Genomic DNA, 14,559 nt, shown 5'->3' on the forward strand with positions numbered 1-14,559 from the left:
ATGACCACCACGCTCGGCACCGACCAGACCACCATCCTCGCTACCACCATCACCCGCCGACTTGCCGACTCAGCCGACCTCTCCCCCGCCGCGAACCGAATTGCCGACGACCTGCTGGCGCTCGGCCACTGCGTCCCGACCAACGATTCGCTGATCCTGGGCGGCTCAATGGCCCGCGGCGAGCCGACCTGGATCCACCACAACGGCGGCCGGCTCCTCATCAGCGACCTGGACCTGCTCTACGTTCACTCCGGCCCCGAACCGGCCATGCCTATCGCGCAACTGCGGGCGATGGCCGAAAGACGTTTCCCGGCAGTCGATATCATGGTTCTGCCCGTGCACCAGTACCGCGTACTGGGCACCTCGCTGGGATACGACTTCAAGAACCTCGGCATCGACCTGACCGGACGTGGCTTGCCCGAGCACACACCCGTGCGCCTCGATGACCGCGACGCCTACGAGATCCTGCTGTACTACGTGCAGGCCTACTACTGGCACCAGCTCAACGAAAAGTGGCTGGCCGGGCGCGACACCACTCAGTTCCACCTGCTCGTCAACCGCCTGTGCATGAAGGTCCTGCGCGCCACCGGGATGCTCGACGGTGCCTATGCCCACCACGATTTCGACGCCATGGCGCCACACCTGTCCGAGCAGATGCGCGCCGAACTGCGGTGGCGGGCCGACCCCACCCAGATGCCGATGGACCCAGGCAGGATCTGGCACTACCTCCATGATGCGTTCCGTCGCTTCGACTATGTCTTCGGAGGTCCCCGCCCGGACGCAGTGCGGCTGAGCCGCTACGCGGTCACCAGCAGCGGGCAGATCATCGCGCGCCACCAGCGCGTCGCCAACGAACTCGCGCGCGAAGTCGCCGCGACCTGGGCCTCCTGCCCTTCTCTCGGCGACCTCGCTACGGTGGAACGAGCACTCTGGTCCCGCGTCACTGGCTGGACCGGAACCAAGCCCTCGCCCGGCCCCGCCGCCTACTTCGCAGCGCACCGGGCCGAGATCCATGACCACCTCCTCGCAATGAAAGTGCAGGTCGCTGCATGAAGATCCTCGTCACCGGTGGCGCCGGCTACGTCGGCGCCACCGTGACCCGGCTCCTGCTCGACGCCGGGCACCAGGTCGACGTTGTCGACGACCTCTCCCGAAACGACGACCGCCAGATCCCCGTGGAAGCGAACTTCCACCAAGTGCGCGTACAGGACATCGCCCAGGTACTCACCCCCGGATCGGGATTCGACGCCGTGCTGCACTTCGCCGGGCTCATCGCGGCAGGCGAGTCTATGACTCACCCACAATGGCACTGGGACAACAACACTCGTGCATCCCTCGCACTACTTGACGCCATACAAGCAGCGGCGGTCCCGCGCCTGGTGTTCTCCTCCACCGCAGCGGTATACGGCGAGCCCGAGGAAGTCCCCATCGTCGAAACGGCCGCTACGAACCCCGTGAACACATACGGCGACACCAAGTTGGCCGTCGATCGGGCCATCGCCTCGATCACCCGCGCGAGCGAGCTCGGCGCGATCAGCCTCAGATACTTCAACGTCGCGGGAGCGCACACCTGCACTGACGGGTCGATGATCGGCGAACGCCACACGCCCGAAACCCACCTCATCCCACTTGCCCTTGACACAGCAGCCGGGCTCCGAGAGAAGTTCACGTTGTTCGGCGACGATTACCCGACCCCGGACGGCACTTGCGTCCGCGACTACATCCATGTCACCGATCTCGCACACGCTCACCTGCTCGCTATCGATGCGATCAACCCTGGCGAACACCAGATCTACAACATTGGCAACGGAATCGGATTCTCTAACAAGCAGGTCCTCGATGCGGTTCGCCAGGTCACCGGCGTCACGTTCGAAACTGAAACAGCACCTCGACGGCCCGGAGATCCCGCCGTCCTCTACGCATCCTCCGAACTCGCACAACGCGACCTCGGCTGGAAGCCAATGCGCCCCGACATCGAGGCCATTGTCGCCGATGCGTGGGCGTTCAACCAGCTCGGACGTCGTTCAGTGATGGGCCCCTCGTTGACCTGACCGAACTCGGCGTCGAGGAAACGAGATGCTGTTGCAGTACTTCGCCGAGCTGGACAACGATTCGGAGACCTGGACGTCGAAGACGTGGGGCGGGCTATCGCCAGCGTGATGGCCCGCGCTCCTCCTAATCAAGCAATCCGGGAGCGGCCAGTTCCGGCGGCGGCCCGCCCCCTATCCCGGTGGCCGGACCGATCACCACCCAATCGGACATCCTGCTCACGCGCGACCAGTCGATGCTGGGATAGGTTGTGGGCGTGGATGATCCGGGCTGGCTGACGCGCGGGATCGTCTGGGCCATGGTGGCGGCGGTAGCCGGTGTCGGGTGCGCGGCGATCACGCTGCTGGTAGTCGAGATGTGGCTGCCGTCGTGGGCGGCGCTCGCAGTCTCGCTGCTCGTGCTGGTCGCTGTCCATCGCGCGGTGGTGCGAGGTTTGCCGGTCATGTGGACTTGGACGATCGCCAAGCAAGTGGATCGCCGGCGTCGGCGTCTGCCGCGATCAGCGGTGCCTCCTGACCTGCGCCGCGCCGTCGACTAGCGGCTCCCGAATACCCCTGCGCCACAACTTGGCCCATCGTCGGTGCTCGCCGCCCCATGTCACTGCGGGCCCGATGCTGCTGGTCGCGGTGAATGCGGCCGTGACGCACGGTGGTATCTGGTTTCATGTGCCAGTGCAATCCGAATCCGATGATGACGGCCCCGTCGACTACAGCGAACTCGACCCTCCGTGCCACCACTGGGATGACCAGGTGGGCACGGTAATGGCGGGTGCGCCCGGCATCGCCCCTATGTCGGCGGTCTCGACCTGCGCGGCGTGCATCGTTCGATCCCAAGGGTACGTCCAGCTGAAAACCGGCATCCCCGCTGGCCCCTTCGTCCCCCATCAGCCGCACACCCCAGATCGGGCTTAACCCGCCCTGCACTCGTAGACGTCGGCGACGACTACACCCACCACGACATCGACCGATCCCCCCGGTTTCTAACGAGAACTGGTAAAACTCTTTACCGGTCAAAGATTTTACCGGTACGCTGTCCGGCATGGTGACCGACGAGGACGAACGCCGCGAACTGGCACTGTCCCAGCTCGACAGCGTTGTCGAGCGCCGGATGCGCGTCGACGACGAGCTGCTCGACGCGATGGCGTATGCGCTGGAATGCAAGGCGACCCGCAACGAGGTCGCCCGCCGCGTCCCGGTGCTCTCCCGGCCCACAGTGCTCTCGGTGCTGAACCTGATCGACCTCAAAGACGAGGTCAACCGGGCGCTCGCCGAGGCCGGGATTCCGGTGCCCACTTCCGATGGCACCGAAGCGGTCTGGCTCTTCATCGTCAGCAAGCCCCGGCGTGGACTCACCATCCAGCACGACTCGAACACCCTCGAAGACGGCGGCGAACCGGGGTCTCCTGGACGTAGAGCGGCGGCCGAGCGCGTCGCGGGCAAGGTCGTGCCGGTGCTCTACGACGCCGGATTCGAGCTGGCCGCAGGAAAGTTGCGACTCACCCGAGATGACGCGGCGACCGCGTTCGGCGACCCGGAATCGACGCTGTGGGTGCTTCCAGCCCAGAAGGCGTGACCGAACTCCATCACTACCCGACAATCTGACTACGAAGGGGGCACCACGATGCCCAAGAAGACGACCGTCGATCGAGTCAAAGTGGTCCGCGAGATGTGGCCCAACGACGATTTCAACGCCTTGCTCGACTCCGACGACCTCGCCACCGCCGCGGCGGCGGTGCGCGAGATCATGCAAAGCCTGGCCACCGCGACCTGCGTCGGCCGGTCGCGAGAGAACTCGCTGCCCTACGCCGGTGACGGCTACGACCTGATCGGCGGCCTCGCCTCAGCAACCCTGTCGGAGCAGGAATTGCTCACCAACCTCGAGGCCTGGGCCAACAACCTCGCCACCGACGCGACCCTGCGCCATGCCGACCACCGCGGGGAGACCGCCGAGGTCAGCCGCGCCCACGCCTCCACCACCGCCTACGAACTCAGCGAATCACTGCGTGCCGCAGCGCAGCACCTCGCCGAAGCCACGGCCGCGCTGCGCACCGCCCATACCAAGATCAGCCCGCTCTACCAGGACGAAGACTAGGAGTCCCCGTGACCACCCACACCGCCGAGGAAGTCGCCGCGCTGCTGGAAGCCGGTGCCCGTGCATCGGATTCGCCTTTCCAGCAGGCTGCGATCCACCTGCTCACCTACACCGATCTACCAGGTAGGGCCGATCTGCAGCCCTACCTGGACATCGAGGACGTCGATCTCAACGGCCAGTCCGTGCCCGCCGCGTGGATCCGCGACTGGCACGGCATCGGAAAGCTCAAGGGTCTGGGGCACCTGCACGGCGGCGCGGAGCGACTCGTGCGCCTGGCCGCCAGCATGGCCCACGGGGAACCGGTCGACCTGTCCGCGACGCTGAGCGGGCTCGGCCACGCCCACGCCCGTCGCGTCCTGGAAGCCGTCGCGATCTGCAGTGGTGCCGACGAGTTCTACGAGATCACCGAAACACCTGCGCTGCAACGCAACAACAGTTTCCTCGCCGCTCTGCTCGGCGAGACCAGCCCCACCGGAGAAGGACGATCCGAATGACCACGCTGCCAACTCAGGAAGTGATCTTCCTCAACGCCGCCGATGCCGCCGACTGCGCCGCGCTCGCACTGTCCGACGTCCGCGACTGGCTGAACTCGGACTGGTCCGACAGCAAGCCGCTGACCGACGAAGCCGCCGATGCTCGCGCGGCGGTCCGAAAGCGGCTCGAATCCATCAAGGACGAAATCCGCGAGCTGGAACAGCAGCTGCGGAGTGGAGCAACCAGCCTGCGCAACCGACGGTGAACAGGGGAAACTGAATCATGGCGATCGACTGGGACCAGTTCTACCCGCCGAGTGAGGAGAAGCGCGATCAGAAGCGCCGCGACCTCCTCGCACGGGCCCGCACCATCAAGAGCAAGGGGTGGGACGACTACCAATACGTGTGGAGCACCGGCGAAACCGTCGGGGTTGCCCTGCTGCTCAATGATGACGCTGTCTTGGCTGAGATGGGCGAGACCCAGCGCGATGTGCTGAGCCGCTGGGCCTACGACCTCTTCGGCCAGAAAGACGGCTCTGCCGACGAAGCAGCCGACTTCGCACGAACCGCAGACTGGTTCGCGAACGCGCGCGCAGGACTCGCCAGCTGATTCATCGTTTTCTCGACACCGGGCCGGCCTACGTCGTCGGGCGGGAACCGTCGTGGCGGGGCCGCAGCGCGTAGGCCGGGACGAGCTGATCGGTCAAGGTCAGGGGTACGCGGCGGCCGTCGGCATAGGTGATCGAGTAGGTGACGCGCCCCATCCACCAGCCGTCGACGCTGGGCACCCAATGGCTCAACCACCCCGGACGCTCGCCGCGCATGTCCAAGCCTGCCCCGTTGACGTGGCAGGGTGTGCCCGGATCCCGGATCAGCACCGCATCCAGACGCACCCACACCGGCCTCGGCGGACGCACGACAGTTCGGGCGAAATGCCCTGTGGAGTTCGGATACAGCAGCTCCGACCCGGTGCCCTCAGTCCGGGGCGCCGCAGGATCGACTCGCCGGGGCCCGTCGGCCGTCGGCGTCGCGGCTTGTCGGTCTATCGGATCGCCACCTTCCGACCTCGAACGCATGTTCGATAGAATACCGCACGGTTCATTCGCCGTGCCGCGCCACTTCTCAGCGTTTGCCATAAGTACGCTCAGAGAATGGTGCGAATCCCTGCGCCGATGCTGGCGTCCCCGGGAACTCTGCCTTCTGCGTCCTCCATCTGGGCATTTGAGATGAAGTGGGACGGACAGCGGGCGATAGCGCGCTGCGACGAGACAGGTTGCCGCTTGTGGAGCCGGAATCTGCATGAGGCCACCGACTCCTACCCCGATCTAGCTGCGCCTCTGGCGGAGGCCACTGCAGCTCTCGGTGACGGGCTGTTGCTCGACGGCGAGATCGTCGCCCCCGATCCTGACACGGGGGCGCCCTCGTTCGCGCGTTTACAGCGCCGCATGCACGCGCGCCCCACCCGGGCGCTGCTCGATGAGATCCGCGTCGAGTTAGTCGTTTTCGACCTTCTCGCTGTGGACGGGGTCTCGACGATGGATCAGCCCTACTTGGCGCGCCGCGAGCTTCTCGACCGGCTCGCGGTCGAGCGTGGCCGGATCCGGGTACCGCCGTTCTGGATCGATTTCGATCCTTCCCATCTGCTGGACGCCGCGGAGCAGGCCGGTCTCGAAGGGGTCGTCGCCAAGCGCACCGATTCGGTGTACCGGCCGGGCACGCGCACCAGGACATGGATCAAGGCACCGATTCGCCGCAGCGCGGAGGGGATTGTTGCCGCCTGGATCGAGGGCACCGGCGCGCACTCCGGCACCGTCAGATCGCTGGTGCTCGCCGCATACGACGGTCCCGATCTGCGCTACATCGGCGGAGTCGGCACCGGTTTCACCGCCGCAGACCGACGAGCACTCCGAGATCGGTTCGACGAGATCGCCCAGCCGACCAGCATGATGGTCGGTGCACCGCGCTCGGTGATGACGATAGCGCGGACCGTCGAGCCGATTTACGTCGTGGACGTGGAGTACAGGGAGCTGACCGGCGACGGCTCCCTACGTCACCCGTCCTATCGCGGACTCCGACCAGATCGTTCCGCCCTCGACATCACCGTCCCGACACGATGATCTCACCGACCCCCTCCCCCATCCCCGGCATCGTCTCCTGGCCCGTGCTGTTTCTGCTCACCCTCGTCACGATCGGCCGCTGGTGGCTGCTACGCGAACGTGACGTCGACCGCCTCGTCAATCGTGCGATCACCGCGGCGCTGGTCGGGCTCCTCCTGCGAGAAACGTGGGTCCAGTACCTCCTTGTGCTGGCTCTTCCTATCCCAGACAGGGACGTGATCCAGCTCGCCAACCAGGGCGTGTTGGCCGCGATCGTGCTGTGCGTGGCATGCATTTACGGTCTGGCGCAGCTGTGGGCCGGTGCCGACCCCGAGGGAACGTGGCGTCGGCAGCGTGCCTATGACGCTGGTGCCCTGGTCGCGGGCGCGATCATCCTGATCGCCGGAACGCCAGCACGAAATGCAGGTCAACTGATCGACCAGACTCTCGGCTGGCCGGCGGTCGTGGCGTGGATCGCGTTCTACATCCCGCTCGCCGCTACCGCATGGCTCGTCGGGAAAACCAGCATCCACGAACTACGGCACCCCGACGCCGCCACCACCTGGCGCGAACGCATGGTCATCGCCGGAGTACTCGGTATCGCCCTCGTCGCCGGGATCGACTCGATCGCCAACCCGACCCTGACGATAGTCGCGGTGCTCGGTGACCATCCCGCTCTTGATCCCGACATGGGCTACAAGACCTGGACCTTCTTCATCGACGCAGTGTGGGGCGGCACCGTAATCGCGGTTCCGCTCATCAGCGCGGTGCTCATCCAGACGGGCTGGGACCGCGCCGGGCGATATTGCCGCCGACTCGAGCCGCTGTGGCGTGACCTCACCGCCGCCGTGCCCGAGATCGTCCTCACCACACCACGCAACAGCAACGGGCGGACCGTCCCGGCCACCCGGCTCTATCGGATGACCGTCGAAATCCGCGACGCGGTACTCAACCTCCAGCGCTACGCCGCCGACACCCCTCCTGAGCTCGGAGACCGCGACGCCCGAACCTTCGCTCATCACCTCGCCGCTCTGATCGACGCGAAAGCGGCGGGTGCCGTCCCCTTTCGTTCTCCATCGCCGGGGACTTCGGTGCAGCCACGAGCTCGCGACCTCACCGCCGAACTTCAGCTGCTGCTCGACCTCGCCAAGGCATGGCCGCCCTCGACCCGCTACCCAGACCACCAGCCTGCCGATACGGCCCTTGGCCGCATCGGAGCCCCAGGGAAATAGCCACAGCCAGTGGGTGCCCCTGGCCGAATCGTCGGCGGTTGGACACGTCAGAAGTGCAGTGCGCCAGGCTGGTTCGGCACGGGGCCGCTCTCGGTAGTCAAGAGGCGGTAGAAGAACGTCTCGCCGGGCAAGGGCACCGGTCCGCCAGGGAAACCGTCGAGCCACTGCGAGAAGTTCAGCGGCGCTGCGGGCGGGTTCGGGGTGAAGCCCTGCCGCAGGTAGAACTTGGCGAGTTCCTGGTCTTCGGTGAGGTACTGGCCGTAGAGGATCTCGACCCCGCCCCGGTAGGCGGCCATGGTCGACGCGCGCACCAGCGCCGCGCCGAGTCCGTGTCCGCGGTGGTCGTCGTCGACTGCGACCAGGTGCAGCTTGGCGGTGAACAGCAAGGCCTGCATGACCGCAGTGGTACCGAGATGGTGTCTCTCGGCAAGGTCGGACAGGAACTGCGCGGCCGGACCAACGAGCGCGCCACCGACGACCTGCCCGTCGAGCGTGGCGACCACGGCGGCGGTGCGCGCCCATACGACCGCGTCCAGGTTGTTCCCGGTCACCGCGGCCATCAACATGCGGTGGCTCGTGTCGGGGTCACGTAGTCCTTCGGCGAGAAACCCGTCGGCGTGGGCGCGGACCAGGTTCGCGGCCAACTTCGGACCGCCGGCCCCAGCCATCTCGGCCCATCGCTCGAACCCCGCCAGATCCTCGGATGTTCGTGCCCACCGCACCCGGTACGGTCCGACCGCGACCTCCTTCGACGCTGCTGACGCCAGCACGCGGCGCGGCGACGCGCGGCGCGGCGCGGTAGACCTTTTCGGCTTGCGCCCCTTGGACTTCGGCACCGGACAACCCCCTTGTCGGATACGAACTGCTCCTCGTGAACGGTACCGGCTACGAGCCAACCGTCGCCCCAACTCCGGTGCGAATCCGACGCATCCCAGAGCCAGTGCGTCCGAGCCGCCACACCAGCAGATCGTCGGTGCCGAACGTGGGCAGGGGCATGGTGACTACGATCCCATGCCCCGGCTCTTGCCGATCCGGTCCAAGGCCCGCAGCGCGTCGCGGCGCCGCTTCGGGTCGGGATGCAGTGACGGTGGGAATGATCTGGATCAGCACCGAATCGCGCCGCCAGTAGGCGATTGCGGGAATGAGCAGCAGGAGAAGTTCAGTCGGCACGGGCGTCCTCGACGATCGGAAGGGGGCCCGGCCCGCGGCCAGCAGCGGTGTCGACTCGCAGGATAGCCCGATTCGGGCACGTTTCCCGGTCACCACGCCACACGGCGAGCGCGGCCGCGACAGCGTGCTCGGGGTCGGCGGCCCCGGCGAGCAGCTGTCGCAGGATCACCTTGCGCTGCCCCTCGTCGGCGCCGAGGTACCGCGCGCGCCCAGGTCCGCACTGAACTCGTGGTCGGCGAGCCAGGATCCGTAGTTGCGGACCCAGGTGTTCACGTCATGTTGGTCGGCGAGGGCCTGCAGGCGGGCGATGCGGTCGGTGCTCATCGGGCCGTGCTCCGGACGAGCTCCCACGGTGCGCCGCCGCGCACGGTGGTGATGGCGCCGGTGCCGATCTCGTCGTGGCCGCGGTGCTCGACGTCGACGTCGAACCCGTAGCCGTCGCCCAGTCGGATCACCGCGCGGGGCCAGTAGATGGTCTCGGGGGTCATGACGCCCTTGACGACGCCGATCAGCGGCAGTCCGCGCTCGACGACTTCGGCGGCCTTGGCGGCGCCGGTCTTCCAGACGGCGACGATCGCGCGGGCGCGTTCGGTGGCGGTCAGCCCGGCGGTGTTGTGGTGGTCGTATCCGGCGTAGCGGCTGAACAGGGTCGGGGGCAGGGACCGCACGTCGTAGAGCGGGTCGGTGCGCTCACCGATAGGCCCGAGGGACACCTGCAGGTAGTCGAACGGCAGGACGGGCCGGTAGGGGTAGCAGGTGAGGAACTCGGCCAGCTCGTCGGCGTCGATGCGGCGGTGGGCACCGGTGCCGTGGTCGGTGAGGATGCCGGTCGCGGTCAGCGCGGGCAGGAAGTGTTTGTCGGGGTGGTAGCCGGTGCGGTCGGCGACGATCCGCGCGAAATCGGAGCTGGTCAGAAGGGGCACGAGAACTAGCCTAGCAAAATGCCAACGATTCACGCCAACGAACTATGGCAACGATGGTGGGCAACGTGATACGTTGGCATTTCGACCGCCACCCAGTCCCCGGCCGGGCTTCATTTCCACTTGCGCTAAGGCACATTAACGCAGGTCGAATCACTGAAATCCCAGATAGGCCACGACATTCTCGTCGGTCGGCGACCGGACCTATGCTCAAACCAATCCGTCCAGCTCAACGAGCAGAACTAGGGGATCTACCGACATGAGCGACGACGCATCGCGCCCTACGAGCGCACCGTCAGCCACATCACCGCGGATGACCATGCCCGGCAAGCTCGGCGGCGGCGATTTCACCGAAGTGATGCCGATCGACGGCGGGCACCTGGCCAAGACCCGCGCACCGCGCACCGACCGAGCCGCTGGGCTCGCCGCGCGTCTGGCCCAGACCGCCGAGATCATCCTCGAGGTAGGGGAAACACACGACGATCAGTTGATCCCGGTGCTCGCCGTCGCGGTTGCCGCTCAGCTCAGCGCCGATCCGGTCGTCGCCGGGCTGGGCGCACAACTATCGGATCTGCTCGCTTCGATTGAGGAAGGGCCGCTGACCGCCGACGACGGGCTGGGCCTGCTCGAAGTGCTCAACGAGCTTTCATCCCACGACCTCGGCGACGGCGTTGTGCCGATCCCCACCGTGGCCGTGCACGAGCAGTGGCAGACCCGCGAAGCCAGCGGCTGGATTTCACCGGTGGCCGAGATCAAGTTCGGCAAAGGCAGCCTGATCAAACGCCTGCCCGGCACACCGGCGCCACTGATGGGCAGCCGGGTGATCCGCGTCGGCGGAGATCCCCGGTGACCAGCACACCACCGGTGTCGTTACGCAAGGACGAACCGGCCGACGGTGAGATCTCGTCTCCGGGAGTCTTCGACCTCGACGCGCTCTATAACGACGCCGAGAAGCGGATCGACCGGCTCACGCTCATGCACAGCCTTCGCCGCCTGCGTGACCTGCCCATCTCGTTCACACCGTCGTCGACGAGGGCACTGACCACCGTGGACTGGTACGTCGAGGGCAACCGAGTCAGGGCGGATCAGATCGGCATCGACCCGTGGTTCTACGCGGAGTTGTCCGGACGTGCGCGCGATGCGCTACTCGTCCGGATGCTCGCGCTGGCCCGCGACCGTTCCAACGAGCACGTCGACGACGGGCTCGCCCGCTGGCATCGCGGGGCCGACTACCGCCGCAGCAGCCCTTACCGCGCCTGGATCGACGCCGCGTCGGTCACCGGTGTATTCGCCGGCACCGACGCCGCCCTGCTCACCGGCCACGAACCCATCGCTGCCGCGATGTGGCTGTGCATGGCGTTGTGGTTCCCAGTGTCGGCCGCCTATGCCGCCGCGTCGCGTTCGACTCAACTCGCCGCCACCGAGACCGCGGTCCAGGCAGTCGGCGCGGAGGCCGTAGTCGAACTCCTCGAAGCGATCCGGGCCCGTGGATCGCGCCTGGACAACCCTGAAACCGTCGGTCCGTTCATGCTGGTGGCGGTGTGCGGGCAGGTGTGGGAGAGCGTTGTCGGCGTGAGCTGGGGCAGGTTCCTGCGTTGGCGGCAGCGTTGGTTCGGCATCTACACCACCCCCGATCACGAACTGGCGCGAGTTCGCCGCCGCCACCGCAGCGACGACGCGGACGCACGATGACCGCCAACGACATTCCTGCTCAGGAGACTCCCGTGACCAACCCCACCAACCCCCACAAACCGGTCACCGATCTAGCGGTTGCGGCGGCCTTCCCCGACGCCGCCGCGGCGACGGTTCGGCTCGACCAGATCGCCGACGAGTACAACCCAGCCGCCCTCCGCACGGCATTCGGCGGGGCCATCATGCCCTGGTTCGACACCAGCGGGATGGACCCGGCCCTTGCCTCGAAACTGGTTGCTCGCGAACAGGACCCGGCACTGTTCAGCCTGCACTGCAGGCCCGTGTCGATGGGGTGGAACATCCCGGCTCGGGCCCTGATCTGGCCTGGCGCACTAGCGGTAATCGCTGGTGCGGTCCACATGCTGGTCATCGTCATGACCGGGCGAGGGGCCGATCCTGATGCGGCGCCGAACCCCTTCGACGGCATCCTGCCTGGCCTGTCATCGACAGAGCTGCCCTTCGCGGCGGCGCTGTTCTTCGGCGGCCTCATCATCGCTGGCGTGGGATTCGCGATCCGCGAGGTCGGTGCCCACCGTCACCCGATGGCGTTGACCGAGCAGGAAGCGCGGCAGGCCGAGAAGGCCCGCGTGCTCTGGCGCGGCACCTACAACGACTACTTGTGCGCCCGCAACACCGCACCGACCACCACGGAAGAGTCGCCAGAGGCCCGCGTCGTCGCCATCGCCCGGCTGCTCACCAAGCAGATCCGCACCAGCCCGGCCTATCAACACGCCGACCTGGACACGATGCGCCTGGACCTGGACCGAATCACCCGCGACATAGATCTGCGCGCGTACAGGATCTGGAAGGTCCGCTCACAGCTGACCGAGCCCGGCGAACGGCCCGTGGTCGCCGAAGCACTGCGCGAGCGTCGCGAACTCGAGACCGCGGCCGCCGACGCCGGATGGATCACCCTGGTAGGTCAGCTCGACGCGCTGACGCGCTACCGCGCCGAACTCGCCGGGATCGAACACATCCTGGCTGATATCGCCGCGCTCGACCGCGCTGCCACACGCGATGTCGACGACACCGTGCTGCAGCTGCTGCGCGACGCCGCTGGCGCCGAGTTCGACACCGCCCAGATCGACCAGCACACACAACAACTCGCGGATCTACGCGAAGGCCTGCACGCCCGCGTCACGGTGCTGCGCGCCTTGGTCGACAACTCCACCATGCCTACTCTCACCGCCGACGGATCGCGCTGAGCGGGCGCCACTTCAAGGACAGGACCGATATGACGCCCTCACCCACCCGCCGAGAGTCCTCTGCTCGCGCCGGGCTGCACCAGTCGACCGCGCAGGTCTGGACCGACCCCGCCTCTGATCATCCGGGCCCTAGTGTGGTGGTTTCCACCGACGGTGTCGATCCCGAGACCGGCGTCGCGCGCTTCCCCCGGTATCAGACCTGGCTCCCGCATCACCACGGTGCCGACAACGCGGCCGTTCTCGCCACCGCCGAAACAGCGCTCGGCGCCGCCGGGTGGAACGTGGTGGGTTCCTGGACCGCCGACGAAGTTGGCTGGCGTGCGAGCGTGGAATACAAGATGATCACCCACAGCATCGCCGACTTCGCCCCCTCCCGTCACAGTGACGATGACGGTGCGGGCTCGGAGTCCGGTGCGCTGCGCGGCGACTCATTGCCTCCGGGCTTCCGCAGGGTCGTGTCCACATCGAGCGCGGTGCGCCGTGGCTGAGAGCCTGTGCGCGACGGTCGGGTTGGATCTGTACCTGGTCGACGAGACCGGGCGCGGGGTGGTGGCCTTTCCCGATCGGCCCGGCCTGACGATGGAGCAGACGTACCACTACGTCGCCGACCGCGACCACCTGATCACCGTGCTCGCCGACGCCGGGATGCTCGCGGTCACTGCGCGCCCGGCAGAGTTGCGCCAGGCCTACACCGAGACCACAGCGGCTTTCGCCGCCCGTGAGGATGCGTGGCTTCGCGACTGCGGCGGCGGGGACGCGGGCGCGGGGATCGCCGGGCACAAGTTGCACGGCGACGACGCGGGCGGCTGGTGGGTCACCGCCTCGGAATGTCGTGCCGCGTTGGCCACTGCGGCCACCGTCGATCACCGCGGCGTCGACGCCGCGCTGGTCGAGTTCCTCGCTCGCGCTGCCGAGTACGGCGGGTTCCGGGTCTGGACGACGTGGTGACCGCCGTGACCTGACGGCGGCCGCCGTGGAGACGGTGCTCGCCCCCTGGTGTTCGCGCTGGTCGAGGCGGATGATGGAGGTCATGTTCACCAGGCAGGAGCGGTGTTGGGAATGCTGCGCGCGGATGCCTGACGACCACGTCCACCGGATGTTCTGCAACGCGGCCTGTCGAGCACGTAGTTACCGCCGCTGGCGGTTCATCCCGTACTCGGACCCGCGCGACGCGGCCAATCTGCGCGAGGTGATCGCGATGCGCAATGCGCTGTGGCCCGGCGATGTCGTCTGGCCGCCTGAGCCGTCACCGACCCCGCACGCCGCTCAGCACCACGGTGCTCGGGCGCAGCGGCGGGTGTATCGGGTGCCGACCGGGACGATCACCGTCGACTTGACCGATCTGGCGGTGCTGGACCTCCCGGCGCCGGTGCGCGCCGAGTTGTTCGCGGCTCTGAGCCAGTTGGAGGCCCTCGACGGGGCCGAGCGCCGGGCGGCGGCACAGAAAGTGCCCTGACCGGGGGTTTCGGCACCCTGACTCCGGATAAGTGCATTTGTCCGGTGCTACACCAAAAAATTGTGTGTGAGAAACCCCCTCGCGCGCGAGGGTGCGGTGGGAGGGTGTTTTTCGGGCCGGATTCGGTAGCGGCGGGGTCGCTGTAAGTCGGAATTACATCCGTGCGACTCGCAAC

23 protein-coding genes are annotated in these 14,559 nt (G+C 67.2%); 17 read left to right on the forward strand and 6 right to left on the reverse strand.

Translation table 11 applies throughout. The features are described from left to right. The 9 genes from IEX78_RS23320 (at position 1) to IEX78_RS23360 (ending at position 5,223) form a co-directional block, all read left to right on the forward strand. Entirely contained in the window at positions 1–1,053 is a 1,053-nt protein-coding gene (locus tag IEX78_RS23320; RefSeq protein WP_188831222.1) for a nucleotidyltransferase domain-containing protein, read from the forward strand. Then, positions 1,050–2,051 (forward strand): UDP-glucose 4-epimerase GalE, encoded by a 1,002-nt coding sequence (gene galE / locus IEX78_RS23325; RefSeq protein WP_188831223.1) that lies wholly within the window; start codon positions 1,050–1,052, stop codon positions 2,049–2,051. The genes IEX78_RS23320 and galE overlap by 4 nt, the downstream gene beginning before the upstream one ends. Before the next feature lie 254 nt (positions 2,052–2,305). Then, complete coding sequence (locus tag IEX78_RS23330; protein WP_188831224.1) at positions 2,306–2,587, forward strand: hypothetical protein; 282 nt, start codon at positions 2,306–2,308, stop codon at positions 2,585–2,587. 73 nt (positions 2,588–2,660) lie between these two features. Further along, complete coding sequence (locus IEX78_RS23335; protein WP_188831225.1) at positions 2,661–2,960, forward strand: hypothetical protein; 300 nt, start codon at positions 2,661–2,663, stop codon at positions 2,958–2,960. 127 nt (positions 2,961–3,087) lie between these two features. Continuing rightward, positions 3,088–3,621, forward strand: coding sequence for a hypothetical protein (locus IEX78_RS23340; RefSeq protein WP_188831226.1), 534 nt, complete (start codon positions 3,088–3,090; stop codon positions 3,619–3,621). A 48-nt stretch (positions 3,622–3,669) separates the two neighbouring features. Next, the gene (locus IEX78_RS23345; protein WP_188831227.1) at positions 3,670–4,140 is read left to right on the forward strand and encodes a hypothetical protein; all 471 of its coding nucleotides are present in this window, start codon (positions 3,670–3,672) and stop codon (positions 4,138–4,140) included. Between the two features lie 8 nt (positions 4,141–4,148). Continuing rightward, the gene (locus IEX78_RS23350) at positions 4,149–4,634 is read left to right on the forward strand and encodes a hypothetical protein (protein WP_188831228.1); all 486 of its coding nucleotides are present in this window, start codon (positions 4,149–4,151) and stop codon (positions 4,632–4,634) included. Continuing rightward, the gene (locus IEX78_RS23355; protein WP_188831229.1) at positions 4,631–4,879 is read left to right on the forward strand and encodes a hypothetical protein; all 249 of its coding nucleotides are present in this window, start codon (positions 4,631–4,633) and stop codon (positions 4,877–4,879) included. The genes IEX78_RS23350 and IEX78_RS23355 overlap by 4 nt, the downstream gene beginning before the upstream one ends. A 17-nt stretch (positions 4,880–4,896) precedes the next feature. After that, the gene (locus IEX78_RS23360) at positions 4,897–5,223 is read left to right on the forward strand and encodes a hypothetical protein (protein ID WP_188831230.1); all 327 of its coding nucleotides are present in this window, start codon (positions 4,897–4,899) and stop codon (positions 5,221–5,223) included. 28 nt (positions 5,224–5,251) lie between these two features. Here the strand turns inward: IEX78_RS23360 and IEX78_RS23365 are convergent, their stop codons facing one another. Then, positions 5,252–5,689, reverse strand: a complete 438-nt coding sequence (locus IEX78_RS23365; protein ID WP_229684291.1) for a hypothetical protein — start codon at positions 5,687–5,689, stop codon at positions 5,252–5,254. Positions 5,690–5,785: 96 nt separating this feature from the next. Here IEX78_RS23365 and IEX78_RS23370 point away from each other — a divergent pair, with 96 nt between their 5' ends. Further along, positions 5,786–6,730, forward strand: a complete 945-nt coding sequence (locus IEX78_RS23370) for an ATP-dependent DNA ligase (protein ID WP_188831249.1) — start codon at positions 5,786–5,788, stop codon at positions 6,728–6,730. Then, complete coding sequence (locus IEX78_RS23375) at positions 6,727–7,941, forward strand: MAB_1171c family putative transporter (RefSeq protein ID WP_188831231.1); 1,215 nt, start codon at positions 6,727–6,729, stop codon at positions 7,939–7,941. The genes IEX78_RS23370 and IEX78_RS23375 overlap by 4 nt, the downstream gene beginning before the upstream one ends. Before the next feature lie 47 nt (positions 7,942–7,988). Here IEX78_RS23375 and IEX78_RS23380 read toward each other — a convergent pair whose 3' ends face one another. Genes IEX78_RS23380 through IEX78_RS23400 form a run of 5 tightly spaced genes read right to left on the reverse strand, consistent with a single transcriptional unit; the run spans position 7,989 to position 10,034 of the window. Then, positions 7,989–8,777 (reverse strand): GNAT family N-acetyltransferase, encoded by a 789-nt coding sequence (locus tag IEX78_RS23380; protein ID WP_188831232.1) that lies wholly within the window; start codon positions 8,775–8,777, stop codon positions 7,989–7,991. A gap of 49 nt (positions 8,778–8,826) precedes the next feature. Beyond that, complete coding sequence (locus IEX78_RS23385) at positions 8,827–9,111, reverse strand: hypothetical protein (protein ID WP_188831233.1); 285 nt, start codon at positions 9,109–9,111, stop codon at positions 8,827–8,829. Further along, positions 9,101–9,280 carry a hypothetical protein gene (locus IEX78_RS23390; protein WP_188831234.1) on the reverse strand — a complete coding sequence of 60 codons (180 nt, stop codon included), beginning with the start codon at positions 9,278–9,280 and terminating at the stop codon, positions 9,101–9,103. The genes IEX78_RS23385 and IEX78_RS23390 overlap by 11 nt, the downstream gene beginning before the upstream one ends. Continuing rightward, positions 9,277–9,435 (reverse strand): hypothetical protein, encoded by a 159-nt coding sequence (locus IEX78_RS23395; RefSeq protein ID WP_188831235.1) that lies wholly within the window; start codon positions 9,433–9,435, stop codon positions 9,277–9,279. The genes IEX78_RS23390 and IEX78_RS23395 overlap by 4 nt, the downstream gene beginning before the upstream one ends. Continuing rightward, the gene (locus tag IEX78_RS23400; protein ID WP_188831236.1) at positions 9,432–10,034 is read right to left on the reverse strand and encodes a hypothetical protein; all 603 of its coding nucleotides are present in this window, start codon (positions 10,032–10,034) and stop codon (positions 9,432–9,434) included. The genes IEX78_RS23395 and IEX78_RS23400 overlap by 4 nt, the downstream gene beginning before the upstream one ends. 316 nt (positions 10,035–10,350) lie before the next feature. On the opposite strand from IEX78_RS23400, the gene IEX78_RS23405 reads away from it, so the two are divergent. The 6 genes from IEX78_RS23405 (at position 10,351) to IEX78_RS23430 (ending at position 14,384) form a co-directional block, all read left to right on the forward strand. Then, entirely contained in the window at positions 10,351–10,881 is a 531-nt protein-coding gene (locus tag IEX78_RS23405; protein ID WP_188831237.1) for a hypothetical protein, read from the forward strand. Continuing rightward, positions 10,878–11,723, forward strand: a complete 846-nt coding sequence (locus IEX78_RS23410; RefSeq protein ID WP_188831238.1) for a hypothetical protein — start codon at positions 10,878–10,880, stop codon at positions 11,721–11,723. Before IEX78_RS23405 ends, IEX78_RS23410 begins: the two co-directional genes overlap by 4 nt. Continuing rightward, entirely contained in the window at positions 11,720–12,928 is a 1,209-nt protein-coding gene (locus IEX78_RS23415; RefSeq protein ID WP_188831239.1) for a hypothetical protein, read from the forward strand. The genes IEX78_RS23410 and IEX78_RS23415 overlap by 4 nt, the downstream gene beginning before the upstream one ends. A 29-nt stretch (positions 12,929–12,957) precedes the next feature. Beyond that, a complete protein-coding gene (locus IEX78_RS23420; RefSeq protein WP_188831240.1) occupies positions 12,958–13,416 on the forward strand; it encodes a hypothetical protein in 459 nt (152 codons plus the stop codon). Then, positions 13,409–13,876 carry a hypothetical protein gene (locus IEX78_RS23425; protein WP_188831241.1) on the forward strand — a complete coding sequence of 156 codons (468 nt, stop codon included), beginning with the start codon at positions 13,409–13,411 and terminating at the stop codon, positions 13,874–13,876. The genes IEX78_RS23420 and IEX78_RS23425 overlap by 8 nt, the downstream gene beginning before the upstream one ends. An 82-nt stretch (positions 13,877–13,958) precedes the next feature. Then, positions 13,959–14,384 carry a hypothetical protein gene (locus tag IEX78_RS23430; RefSeq protein ID WP_188831242.1) on the forward strand — a complete coding sequence of 142 codons (426 nt, stop codon included), beginning with the start codon at positions 13,959–13,961 and terminating at the stop codon, positions 14,382–14,384. The last annotated feature ends 175 nt before the right edge of the window (positions 14,385–14,559 follow it).

It is taken from the genome of Nocardia camponoti (assembly GCF_014646135.1).
GTDB classification, from domain to species: domain Bacteria; phylum Actinomycetota; class Actinomycetes; order Mycobacteriales; family Mycobacteriaceae; genus Nocardia; species Nocardia camponoti.

Excerpts from the sequence above, each read along its gene's own strand:
- IEX78_RS23415 (WP_188831239.1), top strand. The coding sequence starts at position 11,720 with ATGACCGCCAACGACATTCCTGCTCAGGAGACTCCCGTGACCAACCCC.
- galE (WP_188831223.1), top strand. The coding sequence starts at position 1,050 with ATGAAGATCCTCGTCACCGGTGGCGCCGGCTACGTCGGCGCCACCGTG.
- IEX78_RS23340 (WP_188831226.1), top strand. The coding sequence starts at position 3,088 with ATGGTGACCGACGAGGACGAACGCCGCGAACTGGCACTGTCCCAGCTC.
- IEX78_RS23355 (WP_188831229.1), top strand. The coding sequence starts at position 4,631 with ATGACCACGCTGCCAACTCAGGAAGTGATCTTCCTCAACGCCGCCGAT.
- IEX78_RS23375 (WP_188831231.1), top strand. The coding sequence starts at position 6,727 with ATGATCTCACCGACCCCCTCCCCCATCCCCGGCATCGTCTCCTGGCCC.
- IEX78_RS23370 (WP_188831249.1), top strand. The coding sequence starts at position 5,786 with ATGCTGGCGTCCCCGGGAACTCTGCCTTCTGCGTCCTCCATCTGGGCA.
- IEX78_RS23420 (WP_188831240.1), top strand. The coding sequence starts at position 12,958 with ATGACGCCCTCACCCACCCGCCGAGAGTCCTCTGCTCGCGCCGGGCTG.
- IEX78_RS23430 (WP_188831242.1), top strand. The coding sequence starts at position 13,959 with ATGTTCACCAGGCAGGAGCGGTGTTGGGAATGCTGCGCGCGGATGCCT.
- IEX78_RS23335 (WP_188831225.1), top strand. The coding sequence starts at position 2,661 with ATGCTGCTGGTCGCGGTGAATGCGGCCGTGACGCACGGTGGTATCTGG.
- IEX78_RS23345 (WP_188831227.1), top strand. The coding sequence starts at position 3,670 with ATGCCCAAGAAGACGACCGTCGATCGAGTCAAAGTGGTCCGCGAGATG.
- IEX78_RS23395 (WP_188831235.1), bottom strand. The coding sequence starts at position 9,435 with ATGAGCACCGACCGCATCGCCCGCCTGCAGGCCCTCGCCGACCAACAT.
- IEX78_RS23320 (WP_188831222.1), top strand. The coding sequence starts at position 1 with ATGACCACCACGCTCGGCACCGACCAGACCACCATCCTCGCTACCACC.
- IEX78_RS23365 (WP_229684291.1), bottom strand. The coding sequence starts at position 5,689 with ATGCGTTCGAGGTCGGAAGGTGGCGATCCGATAGACCGACAAGCCGCG.
- IEX78_RS23405 (WP_188831237.1), top strand. The coding sequence starts at position 10,351 with ATGCCCGGCAAGCTCGGCGGCGGCGATTTCACCGAAGTGATGCCGATC.
- IEX78_RS23360 (WP_188831230.1), top strand. The coding sequence starts at position 4,897 with ATGGCGATCGACTGGGACCAGTTCTACCCGCCGAGTGAGGAGAAGCGC.